The organism is Nocardioides sp. NPDC057772 (genome assembly GCF_042798075.1).
Lineage (GTDB): Bacteria > Actinomycetota > Actinomycetes > Propionibacteriales > Nocardioidaceae > Nocardioides.
Map to the genome: position 1 here is coordinate 26,670 of NZ_JBHVKN010000019.1, position 17,751 is coordinate 44,420.

The 17,751-nt window shown below is 70.2% G+C and carries 19 protein-coding genes; 11 read left to right on the forward strand and 8 right to left on the reverse strand.

The window, feature by feature from the left end; translation table 11 throughout:
- Positions 1–16 precede the first annotated feature (16 nt).
- Both ACFVJS_RS05935 and ACFVJS_RS05940 read right to left on the reverse strand, forming a co-directional pair.
- Positions 17–655 carry a LysE family translocator gene (locus ACFVJS_RS05935; protein WP_378877980.1) on the reverse strand — a complete coding sequence of 213 codons (639 nt, stop codon included), beginning with the start codon at positions 653–655 and terminating at the stop codon, positions 17–19.
- Positions 656–728: 73 nt separating this feature from the next.
- Positions 729–875 carry a hypothetical protein gene (locus tag ACFVJS_RS05940; protein ID WP_378877981.1) on the reverse strand — a complete coding sequence of 49 codons (147 nt, stop codon included), beginning with the start codon at positions 873–875 and terminating at the stop codon, positions 729–731.
- A 67-nt stretch (positions 876–942) separates the two neighbouring features.
- On the opposite strand from ACFVJS_RS05940, the gene ACFVJS_RS05945 reads away from it, so the two are divergent.
- Entirely contained in the window at positions 943–1,620 is a 678-nt protein-coding gene (locus ACFVJS_RS05945; RefSeq protein WP_378877982.1) for a phosphatase PAP2 family protein, read from the forward strand.
- Here the strand turns inward: ACFVJS_RS05945 and recQ are convergent.
- Both recQ and ACFVJS_RS05955 read right to left on the reverse strand, forming a co-directional pair.
- Positions 1,617–3,431: a DNA helicase RecQ gene (gene recQ / locus ACFVJS_RS05950; protein ID WP_378877983.1), complete on the reverse strand. Its 1,815-nt coding sequence runs from the start codon at positions 3,429–3,431 to the stop codon at positions 1,617–1,619. The genes ACFVJS_RS05945 and recQ overlap by 4 nt on opposite strands.
- 86 nt (positions 3,432–3,517) lie before the next feature.
- Positions 3,518–6,001: an MMPL family transporter gene (locus ACFVJS_RS05955; RefSeq protein WP_378877984.1), complete on the reverse strand. Its 2,484-nt coding sequence runs from the start codon at positions 5,999–6,001 to the stop codon at positions 3,518–3,520.
- 194 nt (positions 6,002–6,195) lie between these two features.
- Between ACFVJS_RS05955 and ACFVJS_RS05960 the strand changes: the two genes are divergently transcribed.
- From ACFVJS_RS05960 to ACFVJS_RS05970, 3 genes are read left to right on the forward strand one after another with little or no spacing between them, the layout of a single operon-like run.
- Positions 6,196–6,717 carry a TetR/AcrR family transcriptional regulator gene (locus ACFVJS_RS05960; protein WP_378877985.1) on the forward strand — a complete coding sequence of 174 codons (522 nt, stop codon included), beginning with the start codon at positions 6,196–6,198 and terminating at the stop codon, positions 6,715–6,717.
- 59 nt (positions 6,718–6,776) lie between these two features.
- Positions 6,777–7,226 carry a methyltransferase family protein gene (locus tag ACFVJS_RS05965; protein ID WP_378877986.1) on the forward strand — a complete coding sequence of 150 codons (450 nt, stop codon included), beginning with the start codon at positions 6,777–6,779 and terminating at the stop codon, positions 7,224–7,226.
- A 47-nt stretch (positions 7,227–7,273) separates the two neighbouring features.
- A complete protein-coding gene (locus ACFVJS_RS05970; protein ID WP_378877987.1) occupies positions 7,274–7,570 on the forward strand; it encodes a GNAT family N-acetyltransferase in 297 nt (98 codons plus the stop codon).
- Here the strand turns inward: ACFVJS_RS05970 and ACFVJS_RS05975 are convergent, their stop codons facing one another.
- Positions 7,571–8,482 (reverse strand): hypothetical protein, encoded by a 912-nt coding sequence (locus ACFVJS_RS05975; RefSeq protein ID WP_378877988.1) that lies wholly within the window; start codon positions 8,480–8,482, stop codon positions 7,571–7,573.
- A gap of 137 nt (positions 8,483–8,619) precedes the next feature.
- On the opposite strand from ACFVJS_RS05975, the gene ACFVJS_RS05980 reads away from it, so the two are divergent.
- Complete coding sequence (locus tag ACFVJS_RS05980; protein ID WP_378877989.1) at positions 8,620–10,281, forward strand: FAD-binding dehydrogenase; 1,662 nt, start codon at positions 8,620–8,622, stop codon at positions 10,279–10,281.
- 11 nt (positions 10,282–10,292) lie between these two features.
- Here ACFVJS_RS05980 and ACFVJS_RS05985 read toward each other — a convergent pair whose 3' ends face one another.
- Positions 10,293–10,616 carry a DMT family transporter gene (locus ACFVJS_RS05985; protein ID WP_378877990.1) on the reverse strand — a complete coding sequence of 108 codons (324 nt, stop codon included), beginning with the start codon at positions 10,614–10,616 and terminating at the stop codon, positions 10,293–10,295.
- A gap of 84 nt (positions 10,617–10,700) precedes the next feature.
- On the opposite strand from ACFVJS_RS05985, the gene ACFVJS_RS05990 reads away from it, so the two are divergent.
- Positions 10,701–11,252 carry a TetR family transcriptional regulator gene (locus tag ACFVJS_RS05990; RefSeq protein ID WP_328532028.1) on the forward strand — a complete coding sequence of 184 codons (552 nt, stop codon included), beginning with the start codon at positions 10,701–10,703 and terminating at the stop codon, positions 11,250–11,252.
- Here ACFVJS_RS05990 and ACFVJS_RS05995 read toward each other — a convergent pair.
- Positions 11,244–12,122, reverse strand: coding sequence for a hypothetical protein (locus ACFVJS_RS05995; RefSeq protein WP_378877991.1), 879 nt, complete (start codon positions 12,120–12,122; stop codon positions 11,244–11,246). The genes ACFVJS_RS05990 and ACFVJS_RS05995 overlap by 9 nt on opposite strands.
- Positions 12,119–13,129, reverse strand: coding sequence for an SPFH domain-containing protein (locus tag ACFVJS_RS06000; RefSeq protein ID WP_378877992.1), 1,011 nt, complete (start codon positions 13,127–13,129; stop codon positions 12,119–12,121). The genes ACFVJS_RS05995 and ACFVJS_RS06000 overlap by 4 nt, the downstream gene beginning before the upstream one ends.
- 88 nt (positions 13,130–13,217) lie before the next feature.
- Between ACFVJS_RS06000 and ACFVJS_RS06005 the strand changes: the two genes are divergently transcribed.
- The 5 genes from ACFVJS_RS06005 (at position 13,218) to ACFVJS_RS06025 (ending at position 17,711) form a co-directional block, all read left to right on the forward strand.
- Positions 13,218–13,931 carry an NUDIX domain-containing protein gene (locus ACFVJS_RS06005; protein ID WP_378877993.1) on the forward strand — a complete coding sequence of 238 codons (714 nt, stop codon included), beginning with the start codon at positions 13,218–13,220 and terminating at the stop codon, positions 13,929–13,931.
- A 354-nt stretch (positions 13,932–14,285) separates the two neighbouring features.
- A complete protein-coding gene (locus ACFVJS_RS06010; protein ID WP_378877994.1) occupies positions 14,286–15,326 on the forward strand; it encodes an ABC transporter substrate-binding protein in 1,041 nt (346 codons plus the stop codon).
- 2 nt (positions 15,327–15,328) lie between these two features.
- Positions 15,329–16,111: an ABC transporter ATP-binding protein gene (locus ACFVJS_RS06015; RefSeq protein WP_378877995.1), complete on the forward strand. Its 783-nt coding sequence runs from the start codon at positions 15,329–15,331 to the stop codon at positions 16,109–16,111.
- Complete coding sequence (locus ACFVJS_RS06020) at positions 16,111–16,908, forward strand: ABC transporter permease (RefSeq protein ID WP_378877996.1); 798 nt, start codon at positions 16,111–16,113, stop codon at positions 16,906–16,908. Before ACFVJS_RS06015 ends, ACFVJS_RS06020 begins: the two co-directional genes overlap by 1 nt.
- The gene (locus ACFVJS_RS06025; protein WP_378877997.1) at positions 16,905–17,711 is read left to right on the forward strand and encodes an ABC transporter permease; all 807 of its coding nucleotides are present in this window, start codon (positions 16,905–16,907) and stop codon (positions 17,709–17,711) included. Before ACFVJS_RS06020 ends, ACFVJS_RS06025 begins: the two co-directional genes overlap by 4 nt.
- Positions 17,712–17,751: the final 40 nt, after the last annotated feature.

Genomic DNA, 17,751 nt, shown 5'->3' on the forward strand with positions numbered 1-17,751 from the left:
CTGTCCTCGGAATTCGTCAGGCGCTGTGGGAAGCGGTGGCCATGGTCGCCCCGAGGCCGATCATGAGGACGCCGCCGCCGGCGCCGAGGCTGTCGAGGCGCTTCGGCTTGCGGGCGAACCAGGCCTTCGCCCGGCTGGCGGCGAGCACCCAGCCGGAGTCGCAGACGAAGGCCATCGCCGAGAAGATCGCGCCGAGCAGCAGGATCTGGGGCATCGCCGGCGCGGAGGTGTCGATGAACTGCGGCAGGAAGGCCAGGTGGAAGACGATCGTCTTCGGGTTGGTCGCCCCGACGATCATCCCGGTGCGGATCGCGCCCCACGCGGTCGTCCGTGCGACATCCTCGCCGTCGAGCGCTGTCCGGGCGTCGGCACGGTGACGGATCGCCTGGATGCCGAGATAGACGACGTACGCAGCGCCGACGAGCTTCACGACGGTGAACGCGGTGGCAGAGGCTGCCACGAGTGCCCCGAGCCCGATGGCCACCGCCAGGACCTGGCCGAACTGGCCGAGAGCGTTGCCGCCGACGGCGAGCACCGCCTCGCGGCGGCCCGCGGTCAGAGCGCGGCCGAGCGCGAAGAGCACGCTCGGGCCAGGGATCAGGATGAAGACGACGGACGCGAGCGCGAAGGCGGCGAACTGGCTCAGGGTCGGCACGCCCACCATTGTCCGGCACCCGCGGTCCGCAGCGCCAAGGGTTTCAGCTGTCGTACGCCGGGGTCGTCCTCGGCTAGCTCGCCCGGGCGGCCTGGATCTGCTCGACGAGGATGTCGCCGTGGCCGGCGTGGCTCCGGCCGCCGGGCGCGCCGGCCGCCCGACCGAGGTGACGCAGGCCACCCGCAGGGAACCCGGCTCGGACACAGGTCGGCGGTGGCAATTAGCGTCATATGACTGTGAACCGATCTCGGAGGCTCATATCGGTATCAGCGCTGGGTGGCGCGCTGGTGCTCCTCACCGTCCTCGCCGCCGGACCGCTGCAGCATCTCGACATCCACGGTCACGAGTACTGGGCCCGGATGCTACCGCCCGAGGCGCACCACGTCCTCCAGCACGTCCTCGACCCGATCGCGGGACAGGCGGTCTGCCTGCCGGTGCTGATCACGGTCGCGGTCGTGATCGCCGTGCGGCGCCGCAGTTGGCGGCCGATCATCTGTGCCGTCGCCGCCGAGGTGGCCTTCTATCTGGGCGTGGGCGGCACGAAGGTATTGCTGGCGCGCCCGGCCCCGACGGAGCGCGACGCGGAGTTCTTCGCAGGCGGGCTCCTGAAGGACGGCTGGCACGGGATCAGCTACCCGTCCGGGCACGCGGCCGAGGCGGTCCTGATCTACGGCACCGCCGTCTACCTGATCGCCCGCTACACCGCGGTGTCGCGGTCCACGGTGCGTGTCCTCGGCGTCGGCGTCGGCGTGATCGCCCTGAACGCCGTCGCGGTCTCCTACACCCTCGGCTGGCACTGGGCCAGCGACCTGTTCGCGGGCCTGCTCACCGGAGGTCTGCTGCTGCGGTTGCTGGTCTGGTGGGACACCGAGGCCATCGCGCGAGAACGCGCCGAGCAGGACCTGGCCGAGGAGCGCACCATCGTGCCTGCCAGCTACGAGCGCACCGAGAAGCTGGCCGCCTAGAGAACGGCGAGCACGCCGTCGGCGTACTTCTCCAGCTTCGCCTCGCCGATCCCGCTGATCGTCCCGAGCTCGTCGCGGCTGGCCGGCAGCCGGGTGGCGATCTCCCGCAGCGTGGCGTCGTGGAAGACGACGTACGCCGGCACTCCCTGCTCCTTGGCGACCTCGCCGCGCCACGCGCGCAGGCGCTCGAAGACCTCGGCGGCCTCCGGCGAAAGGTCGGCGGCCGCCACCTTCGGCTTCCGCTCCGCAGAGCTGCGACGGGCCTGTCGGGGCGGCTCCTTGCGGAGCATCAGCTGCTGCTCGCCGCGGAGCACGGGGCCGGCCGCTTCGGCGACCGAGAAGACGCCGTAGCGGGTGTCGACCGCGAGCATCTCGCGGGCCAGCAGCTGGCGGATGACCGAGTGCCAGTCGGATTCGGCCAGGTCGGTGCCGATCCCGAAGACCGAGAGCTCGTCGTGGCGGAACTGGCGGACCTTCTCGGTCTCCTTGCCCCGCAGGATGTCGACGATCTGCCCGGCGCCGAAGCGCTGTCCGTTGCGCTCGCGGTCGAGCCGGATGACCGTTGACAGCACCTTCTGGGCGGGGACGGTGCCGTCCCACGACTCCGGTGTCGTCAGGCAGGTGTCGCAGTTGCCGCAGGGCTCGGCGGCCTGGCCGAAGTAGCGCAGCAGCTGCACCCGCCGGCAGTCGACGGTCTCGCACAGCGCCAGCATCGCGTTGAGATGCTGGCCGAGCCGGTGCTTGTGGGCCCGGTCGCCCTCGGAGGTCCCGATCATCTGCCGCTGCTGGACGACGTCGGCCAACCCGTAGGCCAGCCACGCGGTCGACGGCAGGCCGTCGCGCCCGGCCCGGCCGGTCTCCTGGTAGTAGCCCTCGACCGACTTGGGCAGGTCGAGATGGGCCACGAAACGCACGTCCGGCTTGTCGATGCCCATCCCGAAGGCGATGGTGGCGACCATGACGATGCCGTCCTCGCGCAGGAAGCGGGACTGGTTCTCCGCGCGGGTGCGGGCGTCGAGGCCGGCGTGGTAGGGCAGCGCGGGGATGCCCTGGCCGACCAGGGAGGCGGCGGTGCGCTCGACGGAGGCACGGGAGAGGCAGTAGACGATGCCGGCCTCACCCGGGTGCTCGGTGCGGATCAGGTCGACGAGCTGCTTGGCGGGCTTGTCCTTCGGGGCGATCCGGTACTGGATGTTGGGACGGTCGAACGAGGCCACGAAGTGGCGGGCGTCCTCCAGGTCAAGCCGGGCGGCGATCTCCCGTCGGGTCTCCGCAGTCGCGGTCGCGGTCAGCGCGATCCGCGGCACCTCCGGCCAGCGCTCGTGCAGGTGGGAGAGCTGCAGGTAGTCGGGCCGGAAGTCGTGACCCCACTGCGAGACGCAGTGGGCCTCGTCGATCGCGAACAGCGAGATCTTGGCCTGGTCGAGCAACCGGCCGGTCTCCGGCACCCGCAGCCGCTCGGGGGCGAGGTAGAGCAGGTCGAGCTCGCCGGCCAGCAGTGCCTGCTCCACCTGCTGCCGCTCGTGCGGCATCTGGGTGGAGTTGAGGAACCCGGCGCGCACACCGAGCGCGGACAGCGCGTCGACCTGGTCCTGCATCAGCGCGATCAGCGGCGAGATGACCACCCCGGTCCCCGGCCGCACCAGCGACGGGATCTGGTAGCACAGCGACTTCCCGCCGCCGGTCGGCATCAGGACGAGGGCGTCACCGCCCGTGGCCACGTGCGCGACGATCTCGGCCTGGTCACCGCGAAACTCGTCATAGCCGAAGACACGGCGCAGGACATCCAGCTCCGGGGTCAACTCACTCACGCAGGTGACCCTACCGGGGGCCACCGACGGTCCGGAGTTGTGAAGCTGAGCGTGGCCTATGGGTCACTCTCAGCTTCACAACCTCCTCAGACCGAGACCTTCTCGCGCGTGACCGTGGCCTCTCCGGCGTCTGCGGAGCCGCCGTGGGCGCGCTCGAGCGCGGCACCCTCGACGTCCACGTTGGGGAGGATGCGGTCGAGCCACTTCGGCAGCCACCAGGCCGAGCGTCCGAGCAGGTGCATCAGCGCCGGCATCAGCAGCATCCGGACGATGAAGGCGTCCAGCAGCACGCCGAGCGCGAGCCCGAAGCCCATCGAGCGGATCATCACCGACTCGGCGAAGATGAACCCGCCGAAGACGGAGACCATGATCAGGCCGGCCGCGATCACCACCGAACGCCCGGCACGGAAGCCCTGGGCGACCGCGACGCGGGCCGGCGCGCCGTGGACGTACGCCTCCCGCATGCCGGAGGCCAGGAACAGCTGGTAGTCCATGGCGAGGCCGAAGAGGATCCCGACGAGCAGGATCGGCAGGAAGCTCAGGATGGGGCCGGTGCTGTCGATGCCGATCCACTCGGCGCCGATGCCCTTCTGGAAGACCGCGACCACCACGCCGTACGTCGCCAGCAGCGAGAGCACGAAGCCACCGGTCGCGATGAGCGGGACCAGGATCGAGCGGAAGACCAGGATCAGGATGAGCAGGGAGAGGCCGACGACGACGCCGAGGTAGGGGAGGAGTACGTCGTTGAGGCCCTGCGACACGTCGATGGCGACCGCGGTGGCACCGGCGACGCCCAGGGTGATGTCGCCGTTCACCGGCGGCATGTCACGGATCGCGTTGACCAGCTCGTTGGTGGAGACGCTGTTGGGGCCCTCCTCGGGCACGACCTGGAAGGCTGCCGTGCGACCGTTCTCGGAGACCGCGGCCGGCGCCACGGCGCGTACGTCGTCGAGGTCTGCCAGCGCCTTGGCGACCGTCAGCTGGGCCTGCTGGACACCGGCCTCGTCAAGCCCCTCGGGAAGCTCGGCGGCGACCAGCAGCGGGCCGTTGGCGCCGGGACCGAAGCTGTCCTCGGTGATCGTGTAGGCGGTCTTGGCCAGCGAGCCCTCGGGCTCGGAGCCCCCGTCGGGCAGGCCGAGGCGCATGTCGAGGGCGGGGACCGCGAGGGCGAGCAGGGCGACCACGGAGGCGACGACCGTGACCAGCGCACGCCAGGTGGGCATCGGCTTGGCGTGGGCCTCGGCGGCGTCCTGCTTCGCGACCTTCTTCCGGGCGCGCTTGGAGACGATGCGGCCGCCGACGAGGCCGAGGATGGCCGGGGTCAGGGTGATGGCGACCAGGACCGCGATCGCGACGCAGGCGGCGCCGACCGAGCCCATCAGGCCGAGGAACGGGATGCCGGTCATGTTGAGGGCGACCAGCGCCACGATCACCGTGGACCCGGCGAAGACGACGGCGGTGCCGGCGGTGCCGTTGGCGAGCGCGATCGACTCGGTGACGTCGGAGCCGTGGAGCAGCTGCTTGCGGTGGCGGTTGAGGATGAAGAGCGAGTAGTCGATGCCGACGGCCAGGCCGAGCATCAGCCCCAGGATCGGGGTCATCGAGGCCATCTGCACGACACCGGAGAGGGAGAGGGCACCGAGCGCTCCGATGCCGACCCCGGTCAGTGCGGTGACCAGCGGGACGCCGGCGCCGATGATGGTGCCGAGCATGACCAGCAGGACGACGGCGGCGACCCCGACACCGACGATCTCGCCCGGACCCATCGGGTTGGGCGCCTCCTGGGAGATGTCGGAGGAGACGCCGATCTCGACGCCGTCGATCGGGTTGTCGGTGAAGTGGTCGACCGTGGCCTTCTTGGTCTCCTCCGACATCTCCAGGCGACCGACCGAGTAGGCGACGTTGACCAGGGCGGCCGAACCGTCGGCGGAGACCATCCGGATCCCGTCTGCGAGCTCGAGGAGCTCGGCGCCGTTCTGGGCCTTGGCGGTGTTGGCCTCGAGGTCGGCGGCACTGTCGTCGAGCTTTGCCTGCTGCTTGTCGATGGCAGCCTGCTGGGCGTCGATCTGGGTGGTCGGCATCCCGGCGGCCTGCAGCTGGGCGCGAGCCTTGTCGATGTCGCTCTGCGCCTTGTCGAGCTTCGCCTGGGCGCTGTCGAGACGGGTCCGGCCGGCCTCGAGCTGGGCCTGGCCCTCGGCGACCTTCTCGGCCTGCGCCTCGCGCTGGGCCTCGGTCTGGAAGGGGTCGGTGACCGCGGCGACGTCAGGAAGGTCCTCGGCGCTGGTGATGAGCGCCTGGATCTCCTTCTTCTGGGTCGCGCTGAGCGGGGTGCCGTCCTTGGTCTGGAAGGCGATGGTGCCGGAGCCGCCGGCCAGGTCGGGCAGGTCCTTCTGGAGCTCGTCGACGACCTTCGACGAGGGCAGCCCCGGGATGTCGAAGCTGGTGGTGAGCTCGCCGGACCAGGCGACGTACGCCCCGGCAGCGCCGGACAGCGCCAGCACCCAGGCGAGGATCACAAGCCAGGCGCGGCGCGCGGCCGTCTTGCCCAATCGATACAACAGCTCCGCCATGGCGGCATCCCTCCGGTAATTCGCAACGGTGCGTCCAGTTAATCACCTGATCGCCGCTGGACAAGAGTCGCTGAGCGAGTGATGGGTCACACCTGTGCCTTGGCCATGAGGTGATCCGGGCTCTTAAGATGCCGTTCATGCCAGCGTCAGCAGGAGTGCGCCGTCGAGGTGCTGTACGCAGCGAAGAGGCTCGGATGGCAGTCCTCGACGCGACCGGGCGGCTCTTCGCGACCCAAGGCTATGACCACCTCACCGTCGAGGGCATCGCGGCCGAGGCGGGTGTCTCCAAGCAGACCATCTACCGCTGGTGGTCCTCGAAGAGCGCCGTCGTCGCCGACGCACTGATCGAGGACAAGCTGCTGCCGGACCACCCGGTGGTTCCTGACACCGGTGACATCCGTGCCGACCTCATCGCCTGGATGCAGAGCCTCATCGATCTCGTCGCCGAACCCGGCAATGACGGCCTGGTCCGCTCTCTCGTCGCGGCCGCCTGCGAGAGCCCCGACATCGGCACCCGGCTCAACGACGCCCTCGGCATCACCGCCACCGTCTCCACCCGCATCGAGGCCGCAGTGGCGGCCGGCCAGCTGCCCGCCGACCTCCCGGTCAAGGAGTTCGTACGCGCCCTGGTCGGTGGATTCGTCCTCCACTCCCTCGAGCGCACCGAGCCCGCGCCGGACGTCGCCGAGCGGCTGGTCCGCGCACTGCTGCACTGACCTCCCTTTACCCAAGACAGAGGGGGTGCCGGCGCCCGGGTCGGGGCTACGGTGGAGGCATGCCGAAGGTGCCGCCGCCCGTCTATGTCGCCGTGGGCCTGGTCGCCCAGCATCTGCTCTCCCGGGGTCGCCGGCCGACGATGGCACGGTCCCTCGCGGCCGGGCTGGTGGCCGCCGGGTCGGTGTATGTCGCGGGCAGCGCGGCTCGTGCCTTCAAGCACAAGGACACCACCTTCAACCCGCTCGAACCGGAGCGCGCCACCGCGGTCGTCACCGACGGGCCGTTCCGCTACACCCGCAATCCGATGTACGTCGGCATGGCCGGTCTGCTCACCGCCCACGCGGTCTTTCGGGGTGGCCTGCTCTCGTTCGTCCCCGTCGCGGCCTTCGTCGCGGTCATCGACCGCACCCAGATTCCTGCCGAGGAGCAGGCTCTGTCGTGGGGCTTCGGCGAGGCGTACGAATCCTACCGGGCCGCCACGCCCCGCTGGCTCGGCACGCGGCGCTGAGACGACCACCCGTGGCGAGCGTTGGGACGAGCAGTGAGAATGTCTGCGTGAGCGACATCGAGTACGTAGACAACCCGGCCCGGCACCGCTACGAGATCCGCGACGGGGAGACCGTTGCGGGGTTGGCGGCCTACCGGCTGCCCGACGACGAGCACGTGGACTTCGTGCACACCGAGGTCGGGGAGGCCTACAACGGGCAGGGACTCGCCTCGAAGCTGGTGGCGTTCGCGCTGGCCGACGTGAAGGCGAAGGGGAAGCGGATCATTCCGCACTGCCCCTACGTCGCGGGGTGGCTGAAGCGGCACGGCGAGGAGTACGCCGACATCACCGACTGGCCGGCCTGATCAGATCTCCGACGGCTTCCGCGGCTCCAGGCCGAGCTTGGCCAGAGGAGTGCGGGTCATGTGGGCCGAGGGCCAGGCCTGACCTCGGGTCGAGTTGCCGCGGGAGTAGGGCCGCGCGCCCGACTGGTACGTCACGAAGAACTCGTCGCCGACCTCGGCGATGCCTTCGGCCAGGTTGGGGAGCCACTGCAGAGCGCGGGGACGGATCGTGACCCGGTCCTGCACGATCAGCTGGCTGCGCTTGGCGGGGCCGCGGGAGACGCTGAAGACGTACTCCTCCTCACGGACCACGACGCCCTGGGTGCCGACGGGGGTGCGCACGCCGATCGGGGTCTTGATCTGCCAGGAGTCGTCCTTGCGGATGTACTTGTAGAGGCGGTTGTTGGCGTGGGAGCCGACGTAGAGCAGGTCCTTGCCGGCGGCAAGGTAGGAGCCGGCGGCGAGGGCGATCAGCGGGGCGACGGTGGAGACCGTCGAGAGCGGTTCGGCGTGGATGATCTGGGTCAGTGAATAGCGGTAGAGGCGGGGTGGGTTGCCCTCGCGGCACACGTAGACCTCGTCGCCGATGACCGCGACGCCGCCAGCGTTGACCGGGCCGCTCACGCTGCCCTTCGGCCCGCCCAGGTAGACGGCGTTGATGAGCTCGCCCGACGGCTTGTCGACCAGGGCGAGGGCCGAGCCGAGCTTGTCGCCGTAGTAGCCCTGCAGGAGCAGGTCTGCCTCGGGTGAGTAGGCCAGGCCCTGCGGGATCCAGCCGCGGTCCTCGTCCCCGACGAGCACCATCGACGAGGCGATGTGCGGGATCAGCGGACCCAGGCTGCTGCCGCTGCGGGCCAGCCAGGCCTCGGTGCGGTCGATGCCGCGTTGGACCCACTTCTGCTGCCTTCGAGCGGTCACCTTGGGGTCGATCACAGGCAAAAAATCTATCCGCTCCGACCTCGATCGGCGGCGGCTTCGGGGTGCGAGTCCGACATCTGTCCACCTGGCGGAACGGTCGGACGACAGGTTCCATGTACCCACCGGTATCGAAGGTGGCAGGATCTGCGGACATGACGAAGCGCGCCGACGTGATCGTGGTGGGAGCCGGCCTCGCCGGCCTGGTGGCGGCGGCCGAGGCCGCCGACGCGGGGAAGAGCGTTCTGCTCGTCGACCAGGAACCAGAGCAGTCGCTCGGCGGCCAGGCTTTCTGGAGCCTGGGCGGACTCTTCCTCGTCGACAGCCCCGAGCAGCGCCGGATGGGGATCAAGGACTCACCCGAGCTGGCGCTCCAGGACTGGATGGGATCGGCCCAGTTCGACCGCGACGAGGACCTGTGGCCGCGGCGGTGGGCCGAGGCGTACCTGGACTTCGCGGCGGGGGAGAAGCGGTCCTGGCTGCACCAGATGGGCCACCGGATCTTCCCGGTCGTCGGCTGGGCCGAGCGCGGTGACGGCCGCGCCGACGGTCACGGCAACTCGGTGCCGCGCTTCCACATCACCTGGGGGACCGGACCGGGAGTGGTCGAGCCGTTCGAGCGCCGGGTGCGTGCCCACGCCGACACCGGCCGGATCACCTTGGCCTTCCGGCACCGCGTGGACCACCTCGTGGTCGAGGACGGGGCCGTCGTCGGCGTACGCGGCAAGGTGCTCGAGCCCAGTGACATCGAGCGTGGGCAGGCGTCCTCGCGCACGGAGGTCGACGACTTCGAGCTCGGCGGCCAGGCCGTGATCGTCACCTCCGGCGGTATCGGCGGAGACCACGACCTGGTCCGCAAGCACTGGCCGGCCCGCCTCGGCACCCCGCCGCAGTCGATGGTCTCCGGCGTGCCCGCGCACGTCGACGGCCGGATGCTCGCCATCACCGGAGCGACCGGCGCCCGGATCATCAACGACGACCGGATGTGGCACTACGTCGAGGGCATCCGCAACTGGGACTCGATCTGGGCCAACCACGGCATCCGGATCCTTCCCGGCCCCTCGTCGCTGTGGCTGGACGCGACCGGCAAGCGGCTGCCGGCGCCGTTCTTCCCCGGCTTCGACACCCTCGGCACGCTCAAGCACCTGCGCCAGACCGGCTACGACTACTCCTGGTTCGTGCTGACCGAGAAGATCATCAAGAAGGAGTTCGCGCTCTCCGGCTCGGAGCAGAACCCCGACCTGACCGGCAAGGACCTCAAGCTGCTCGCCGAGCGGGCGCGGAAGGGGCCGGGCCCGGTGAAGCGGTTCATGGAGCACGGCGAGGACTTCGTGGTCGCCGAGAACCTCACCGCCCTGGTCCACGGCATGAACGGCCTCGCCGAGAAGGAGCCGACCGGCCCGGAGATCAACGAGGCCGAGCTGCGCCGGATCATCGAGGCGCGCGACCGCGAGATCGCCAACAACTTCACCAAGGACGCCCAGATCACCGCGCTGTACGCCGCCCGCCACTACCGCGGCGACAAGCTGCAGCGCACCGCCAGGCCCCACCGGATCCTCGACCCCGAGGCCGGCCCGCTGATCGCGGTCAAGCTCCACATCCTCTCCCGCAAGACCCTCGGCGGGCTCGAGACCGACCTGTCGGGCCGCTGCCTGACCTCGGCCGGGACCCCGCTGCCCGGGCTCTACGCGGCCGGCGAGGTCTCCGGCTTCGGCGGCGGCGGGATGATGGGCTACAACGCGCTCGAGGGCACGTTCCTCGGCGGCTGCCTGTTCTCAGGACGTACGGCGGGCCGGGCCGCGGCAGCGGCGATCTGACCCGGTCCGGCTCAGTGAGCGCCGGACAGGTTCAGGCCGACGACCCCCACGACGATCATCGCCAGGAAGCCGGCCTTCGCCGCGGTGAGGTGCTCGCCGAGGAACATCACGCCGATGCCGGCGACCAGGGCGGTGCCGAGGCCTGACCAGATGGCGTACGCCACCGAGACCGGCATCCGCTCCACGACCACGGACAGGAGCCAGATCGAGACGCCGTAGCCGGCCAGGACGGCGATCGACCAGGGCAGGTTGCGGAATCCCTCGGTGCGGGGGAGCAGCGCGGTGCTGGCGACCTCGATCGCGATCGCGACGACGAGCAGGGTGGCGGCGTACATGGGTGGGGTCCTCCTGGAGCGGGTGTAGCGACTGCTACATCAGAGAAATGTAGCAGTCGCTACATGTTCGGCATAATGCTTTCCATGGACCGCAAGGAGGAGCTCCTCGAGCAGGTGGTCGAGCACGTGCACAAGCACGGGCTGATCGGGCTGACCCTGCGTCCGCTGGCCGCCGCGATCGGCACCAGCGACCGGATGCTGATCTACCACTTCGGCGGCCGCGACGAGCTGGTCGCCGCCGTGGTCGCGCGCACCAACGAGCTCTCCGTGGCGGCGGTCGCGGCGCTGGAACCGGCCGAGGACGTGCGCGCCGGGGTGGAGGCGCTGTGGCGGGCCTACCGCACCGACCCGCTGCACAGCTGCCTGCAGATCTACCTGCAGGCGGCCGCGACCGGCCTGATCGGGATGGAGCCCTACCGATCGGTCGTCCGGGAGACCAACGAGCTGTGGTACGCCGCGCTGCGCGACTACATCACCGCCTGTGGCGCCCCGCCCGACCGCGCCGGCCGGATCGTCACCCTCGTCGACTCCTCGCTGTTCGGGTTCCACCTGGACCTGGCCACGGACCGGCCCGACGAGCTCGCCGCGGGCGTGGCCGACCTCGCGGCGGCCGCGGGAGCGATCGCCTCAGCCTGAGACCAGCCGCAGCCTGCGCTCCGCGCGGCGTACGACGACCCGCTGGCCCCACGACAGCGCGAGCGTGTCGGTCTCGATGCCGTCGCCGAAGGCGACCAGGCGGTCGGACTCGACGTCGATCGCGAGTGCGCCATCGGCCAGCGTGCCCTCGGTCTGGGTCGTCCCGGTGGCCGGCGAGGGCCACGCCTCCCGCACGAACCAGGCCAGCTCGGGGGCGGTCGGCGTGGGAAGCGTGAGCGTGCTGTGTCGCTCGACCCAGGCCGAGCGGGCCCAGCCGGTGGCGCCCGTGCCGGTCGCGACGATCAGGCCGGAGGAGGCCTGCGACTCGGTCCGGCCGCCCACGGTGAGCCGGTAGCGGGCGGTCTGGTGGGTGGCCTGGCCGACGTACACCTCGTTGAGCGCGACCAGCGACTGGCCGTCGTCGGCGACCGCCTCGACCATGGTCCGCGCCTCGCACGTGCCGGTCGAGCGGATCAGGTCGGCGGCGGCGCGCGGCGGGTAGCGCACGAGCACGCCGGCGTTGCGGCCCGGCTCGGGGTCGATCCCGACCACTGGCTGCCCGTCGAGGTACTTCGCCACGTTGGCGACCAGGCCGTCCTGACCGACCACGACCACGATGTCCTCGGGGCCGAAGAGGAACCGGTCGAGGTCGCTCCGCTCGACCGACCCCTGCCGCCAGTCGAGCGGGATCGCGGCGCCGACCTGCGAGATCGCCGCCTTCAGCGCCTCGTGGCGGCCCTGCACCTCCGCCAGATCGCGCCCCCTGCTGGAGAGGAAGAAGCCGACCTGGCCGAGGGTGCCGTGGCGGGCGACGAGCTCCTCCAGCTCGGTCGCCCGATGGACCAACACCACGCGAGGGGCGACGCTCATGCCGCCTCCGTGCTCCGCGCGCCGAGCTTGGCGAGGACCGGCGCGAGCAGGTCCGGGGTGAGTGCCAGGTGCTCGATCTGGGGCAGGTTGGCGGCCAGCTCCTTGAGTGCGAGTCCGAGCAGGACCGCCTCGGGCAGATCGCGGTAGGCGGCCAGAGCGGCGGCCTCGGCATCGGCCTTCGCCAGCCCGGTGACCCGGGTGGCCTGGGCGTTCGCCTCGGCCAGCACCTGGGTGCGTTCGGCCTCGGCAGCGGTCGCGATCCGCGCCGCGGCGGCCTTCTCCTCGGCGCTGCGCCGCGCGTTGGCGCCCTGCTGGCCGACCAGCTGCTCCTCGCGGCGGGCGAGCTCGATCTTGTTCTGCAGCTCGTTCTCCGAGATGGCCCGCTCGCGCTCGACCGCGGTGGCGCGCCGTTCGTACGTCGCCTTGTCGGCGTCCGCCTGGACGCGCTCGCGGGTCGGCGTCAGGAGCGCCTTCTCCATCTCCGGCTCGGGTCGCAGTGCGACGATCCGCACACCCAGGATCGCGAGCCCGGTGGCCGCCAGGCGCTCGTCACCACCCAGGCCGGCGGCGATCGCGTCGCGCACCGGTCCGACGCCGCCGGCGAGCACGTCCGCCAGGCTCCGCGCGGCGATGAGGTCCAGGGCGTACTGCTGCGCGGTCTCGGTCAGCAGCCCGGCGACCTGGTCGAGCGGACTGCCGCGCCAGTGGCCGTTCTCGGGGTCGATCGAGAAGTCGATGCGGCCGGCGACCGCGGCCGGATCGACGATGCGGAAGCTGACCGTGGCCTGCGTGGTCAGGTCCTGGAAGTCCGCGGTGCGCGCGTGGAAGAGCAGCGGCAGCTCGCGGTCGTCGACCGGGACCTCGGACAGGACGGCCGACAGCGGGCGGTACCAGAACGAAACGCCGACGCCGCTGTGGCGGACCGTGCCGTTGTGCAGGTGCTGGACGTGGGTGGTGGTGCTCCCGCGCAGGTGGCGAAGGAAGGGGTAGCGGGCGATGTCGGCCATCTCGGACTCCGTATCTGTTTCATCGAATTATTAGCGTCACAATGACGATAAGGCGTGGCGCGCTTGTCGTCAAGATGACGATTGGTGCATGATCGGCCTCATGGAGCACCCCTCAGGCCACGTGAGCAAAGTCGCCGTCACCGTCGACCTCGTCGTGCTCACCGTCCGTGACGAGGCGCTCTGCGCCCTGGTCGTACGCCGTGGCATCGAGCCGTTCGCCGGCGCCTGGGCGCTTCCGGGTGGGTTCGTCCTCGAGGACGAGGGCCTGGAGGAGGCGGCGGCGCGCGAGCTCGCGGAGGAGACCGGCCTGCGGCCGGGGAGCGTGCACGTCGAGCAGCTGGCGACGTACGGCTCTCCGGGGCGGGACCCGCGGGCGCGAGTGGTGACGGTGGCCTATCTCGCGCTGGCTCCCGACCTCCCCGTACCTGCGGCGGGATCGGACGCGGCGGACGCGCAGTGGTGCCCGGTCGACGCCCTGCTGGCCGGTGACGGGCTCGCCTTCGACCATGCGGAGATCCTCCGCGACGGTGTCGAGCGGGCCCGCTCGAAGCTGGAGTACTCACCGCTGGGTGCGGCGTTCTGTGCCGAGGAGTTCACCGTCGCCGAGCTGCGCAGGGTCTACGAGATCGTCTGGGGTGCGCGGCTCGACCCGCGCAACTTCCACCGCAAGGTGACCAAGACCGAGGCGTTCCTCGAGCCCACGGGCGCCACCACGACCCGCGACGGCGGCCGGCCGGCCCAGCTCTTCCGGCGAGGCTCCGCCGAGCACCTGCACCCGCCGCTGCTGCGGCGTACGACCTGAGGTTGGTCACCGGAAGATCTCGGCGCGATCACGAACCGATAACGGCCGATCCGGTGTGTCGGATGGCACATGCGATGCGGCGTACGCGCGTTGGGTAACTAGACAACAACCACGGCATTGTTGTCCAGCGGACGCCGTGGCTCGGGATAGACCTTGCATCGAACACCACGTTTGAAAAGGTCGTTACAACGCCGAAACGCCGGTGCCAGCACCTGAAACCTCCGCTCGCTACGGTCCCCGGGACCTGTGCGTGAAACTCCTTGAAGGGAACTCGTTTCGATGTCTACCCCCGCCTCTCGGACCTCGCGACGTAAGTCAGTACGACTCCGGGCCGCCGCGGCCCTCCTGTCCGTCGTGGCCGCCTCGACGCTGGCCGCCTGCGGCTCCGACTCCGAAGGCAGCAGCACCGAGGAGGGCTTCGGCACCATCTCGATGCAGTACTCGTGGATCAAGAACGAGGAGTTCGCCGGCGAGTTCTACGCCGAGGACAAGGGCTACTACAAGGAAGCCGGATTCGACGCGGTCAACGGCATCTCCGGCCCTGACACCGGCGTCGCGAAGCTACTCTCCGGCAAGGTCCAGGTGGCCATCAACGACGCGGCCTCGGTCGGCTCCGCGATCGCCGAGCAGGAGGCGCCGCTGAAGATCATCGGCGCGACCTTCCAGAAGAACCCGTTCACCATCCTCTCGCTGAAGGACGGCGGCAACATCGCCAAGCCGGCCGATCTCAAGGGCAAGAAGATCGGCGTCCAGGACTCCAACGTCAACGTCTTCAAGGCGATCCTCGCGGCCAACGGCCTGGAGGAGAAGAAGGACAACATCACCGTCGTCCCGGTCGAGTTCGACCCGACGCCGCTGATGGAGGGTCAGGTCGACGGCTTCATGGCCTACCTGACCAACGAGTCGATCACCGTCGAGCTCGCCGGCCACGAGGTCACCAACCTGCCCTACGCGGAGAACGGCGTGCCGTACGTCGCCGAGACCTACACCGTCACCGACCAGTACCTCGCCGAGAACCGCGATCTCCTCAAGGCGCTGCTCATCGCCGAGATCAAGGGTTGGACCGAGACGTTCAAGAACCCCGCCGACGAGGTGGTCAAGGTCGTCACGACCCACTACAACGAGGCGGCCAGCGACTCCGACGGTCTCGAGGCCAGCTTCGGCGAGCTCGACCCGGTCAAGACCAAGCGTGGTCTGGAGGAGTCGCAGAAGCTGATCTCGACCCCGGAGACCGAGAAGAACGGCCTGTTCACCATCTCCGAGGAGCTCCAGCAGCAGACCGTCGAGTCGCTCGCCGCCGCCGGCTGGGAGGTCAGCGTCGAGGATCTGTTCGACACCTCGATCATCGACGAGATCTACGAGGAGAACCCCGAGCTGAAGGACTACCAGAAGTAGTCATGGCTGACGGCATCGACATCTCAGGAATCAGCAAGGTCTTCGGCTCGGGCAACAAGGCCGTCACCGCGCTGAAGGACACCGAGCTCCACACCGACCAGGGCTCGTTCCTGGCCCTGCTGGGCCCCTCCGGCTGCGGCAAGTCGACGATCCTGCGGATCCTCGCCGGTCTGGAGACGCCGACCAGCGGAGAGGCGTACGTCGACGGGAAGGCCCCCGCCGACCTGCGGCGTGACTCCGAGCTGGGGATCGCGTTCCAGGACCACGCGCTGCTCCCGTGGCGCTCGGTGGTGGGCAACATCAAGCTCGTCTTCGAGGTCGCCGGACGGCGTCCCGACATGGACTACATCCACGAGCTGATCAAGCTGGTGGGGCTGGCGGGCTTCGAGAAGGCTCGTCCCGCGCAGCTCTCCGGCGGGATGCGGCAGCGCGTCTCGATCGCCCGGGCGCTCGCGCTCAAGCCGTCCGTGCTCCTGCTCGACGAGCCGTTCGGCGCCCTCGACGACATGACCCGGCAGAACCTCAACCTGGAGCTGCTCCGGATCTGGACCGAGAAGCCCGCGACCACCCTGCTGGTCACCCACGGCGTGAACGAGGCGATCTTCCTCTCCGACCGGGTCGCAGTGATGTCGCCGCGACCGGGCCGGATCAAGGAGATCATCGAGGTCGACCTTCCTCGGCCGCGTACTCCCGAGATGATGCGTACGCCGGAGTTCCACGCGCTCGCCGACCGGGCCTCCGAGCTGCTCTTCGGTGACGACGGGCGCGCCGAGGCGGAGTCTTGATGCGGGTGCCGGGTTGGCTCGCCGGGATCATCGGCGTCGTCACCCTGTTCGTGCTGTGGGCGGTCGTGGCCGTGCTCGGGTTCCCGCCCGATGCCGGGACCGGGTTCACGCCGGTGCCGCCGCCGTGGACGGTGCTCTCGGAGATGGCCGCGGCCGGCCCGTCGGCGTTCTGGGGCGGCGTGCTCCGGGAGACGCTGATGGAGGCGTCGATCGGCTTCCTGTGGGGCAACCTGATCGCGCTGCTGCTGGCCTCGCTGGTGCTGCTGGTGCCGTGGCTGGAGCCGGTGGTCATGCAGATCGCGGTGACGACGTACTGCCTGCCCGTGGTCGCCGTCGGCGGCATCTCGATCGTCGTCCTCGGCGGCGCCGAGCAGCCCGGTGACCCCTCGAAGACGTCCGTCTTCCTGGCTGCGCTGATGGTCTTCTTCACGACCGTGGTCGGCGCGGTGCTGGGCTTCAAGTCGGCCGACCGCGCCTCCCTCGACGTGGTCCGGGTCTACGGCGGCTCGGTGTGGACGCAGCTGGTGAAGGTACGCCTCGTCGCGGCCCTGCCGGCGATCCTCAACGCGCTGCAGATCGCGGTGCCGACGGCGATCCTGGGTGCCGTGCTCGGCGAGTATCTCGGCTCCACCGACCGTGGCGTCGGACGCACGCTGATCGTGCTGCAGGGCAAGCCCGACCCGGAGCGGCTCTGGGCGGTCTTCCTGGTCTGTGCTCTGGTCGCCCTGGCCGGCTATCTGCTGCTGGGTCTGGTTTCGCGTCTGGTGACGCCGTGGGTCGCTGGGAGGTCCGGATGAGGTCGGGTGCTGGATCGTTGTCACGGGCCGTTCTCGGCCCGGTGCTGCACACCGTCGCGGCGCTGGCGATCGTGGCGGTGCTGTGGCAGGCGTTCGTGTCGTTCTCCAGCGTCTCCGAGTTCGTCGCGAAAGGTCCGCTGGACGTCGTCGACCACCTCTTCACGGGGCCGGAGGCGGCCGCCCACCGAGCGGAGCTGTTCCCGCTGACCTGGGTCACGCTGAAGGACGCCGGGCTCGGCTTCCTCGCCGGGATGGCCCTCGCGATCGTGGCGGCGGTGCTGTTCAACCTGTCGCGTACGGTCGAAGCCGGCGTGATGCCGCTGGCCCTGCTGCTGCGCTCGATCCCGCTGGTCGCGATCGCGCCCGTGGTCATGCTGATCACCGGTCGCGCTTCGACCGCCTCGGTCGTGGTGCTCGGGATCATCGTGGTGCTGTTCCCGGCACTGGCCGCCGTCCTGTTCGGGCTCTCGCAGGCCTCGCCCCAGTCGCTGGACCTGGTCGCCGTCTACGGCGGCTCGCGGCTCACCGCGATCCGCAAGGTCTCGCTGCCCGGCGCGCTGCCGTCGATCTTCGCCGCCGCCCGGGTCTCGGTGCCCGGCGCCGTGACCGGTGCGCTGCTGGCCGAGTGGCTCTCGACCGGGAAGGGCATCGGCGGCAACATCCAGAAGTTCCCCGCCGCCGCCCGCTTCGACGACCTGTGGGCCGCCGTCGCGATCATCACCGTGGTCACGCTGGTGCTCTACAACCTCGTCCAGCTCCTCGAGTCGGTCGCGCTGGAGCGGATGGGGATGACAACCCGCTGACGCCGAGACGTCGCGTACGTCGCGCGAAGCGTCACTCCCG

Coding starts and splice junctions, on each gene's coding strand:
- ACFVJS_RS05955 (WP_378877984.1), bottom strand. CDS start 6,001: ATGGCGGAGCTGTTGTATCGATTGGGCAAGACGGCCGCGCGCCGCGCC.
- ACFVJS_RS05960 (WP_378877985.1), top strand. CDS start 6,196: ATGGCAGTCCTCGACGCGACCGGGCGGCTCTTCGCGACCCAAGGCTAT.
- ACFVJS_RS05965 (WP_378877986.1), top strand. CDS start 6,777: ATGCCGAAGGTGCCGCCGCCCGTCTATGTCGCCGTGGGCCTGGTCGCC.
- ACFVJS_RS05980 (WP_378877989.1), top strand. CDS start 8,620: ATGACGAAGCGCGCCGACGTGATCGTGGTGGGAGCCGGCCTCGCCGGC.
- ACFVJS_RS05985 (WP_378877990.1), bottom strand. CDS start 10,616: ATGTACGCCGCCACCCTGCTCGTCGTCGCGATCGCGATCGAGGTCGCC.
- ACFVJS_RS05990 (WP_328532028.1), top strand. CDS start 10,701: ATGGACCGCAAGGAGGAGCTCCTCGAGCAGGTGGTCGAGCACGTGCAC.
- ACFVJS_RS05995 (WP_378877991.1), bottom strand. CDS start 12,122: ATGAGCGTCGCCCCTCGCGTGGTGTTGGTCCATCGGGCGACCGAGCTG.
- ACFVJS_RS06000 (WP_378877992.1), bottom strand. CDS start 13,129: ATGGCCGACATCGCCCGCTACCCCTTCCTTCGCCACCTGCGCGGGAGC.
- ACFVJS_RS06005 (WP_378877993.1), top strand. CDS start 13,218: ATGATCGGCCTCATGGAGCACCCCTCAGGCCACGTGAGCAAAGTCGCC.
- ACFVJS_RS06015 (WP_378877995.1), top strand. CDS start 15,329: ATGGCTGACGGCATCGACATCTCAGGAATCAGCAAGGTCTTCGGCTCG.
- ACFVJS_RS06020 (WP_378877996.1), top strand. CDS start 16,111: ATGCGGGTGCCGGGTTGGCTCGCCGGGATCATCGGCGTCGTCACCCTG.
- ACFVJS_RS06025 (WP_378877997.1), top strand. CDS start 16,905: ATGAGGTCGGGTGCTGGATCGTTGTCACGGGCCGTTCTCGGCCCGGTG.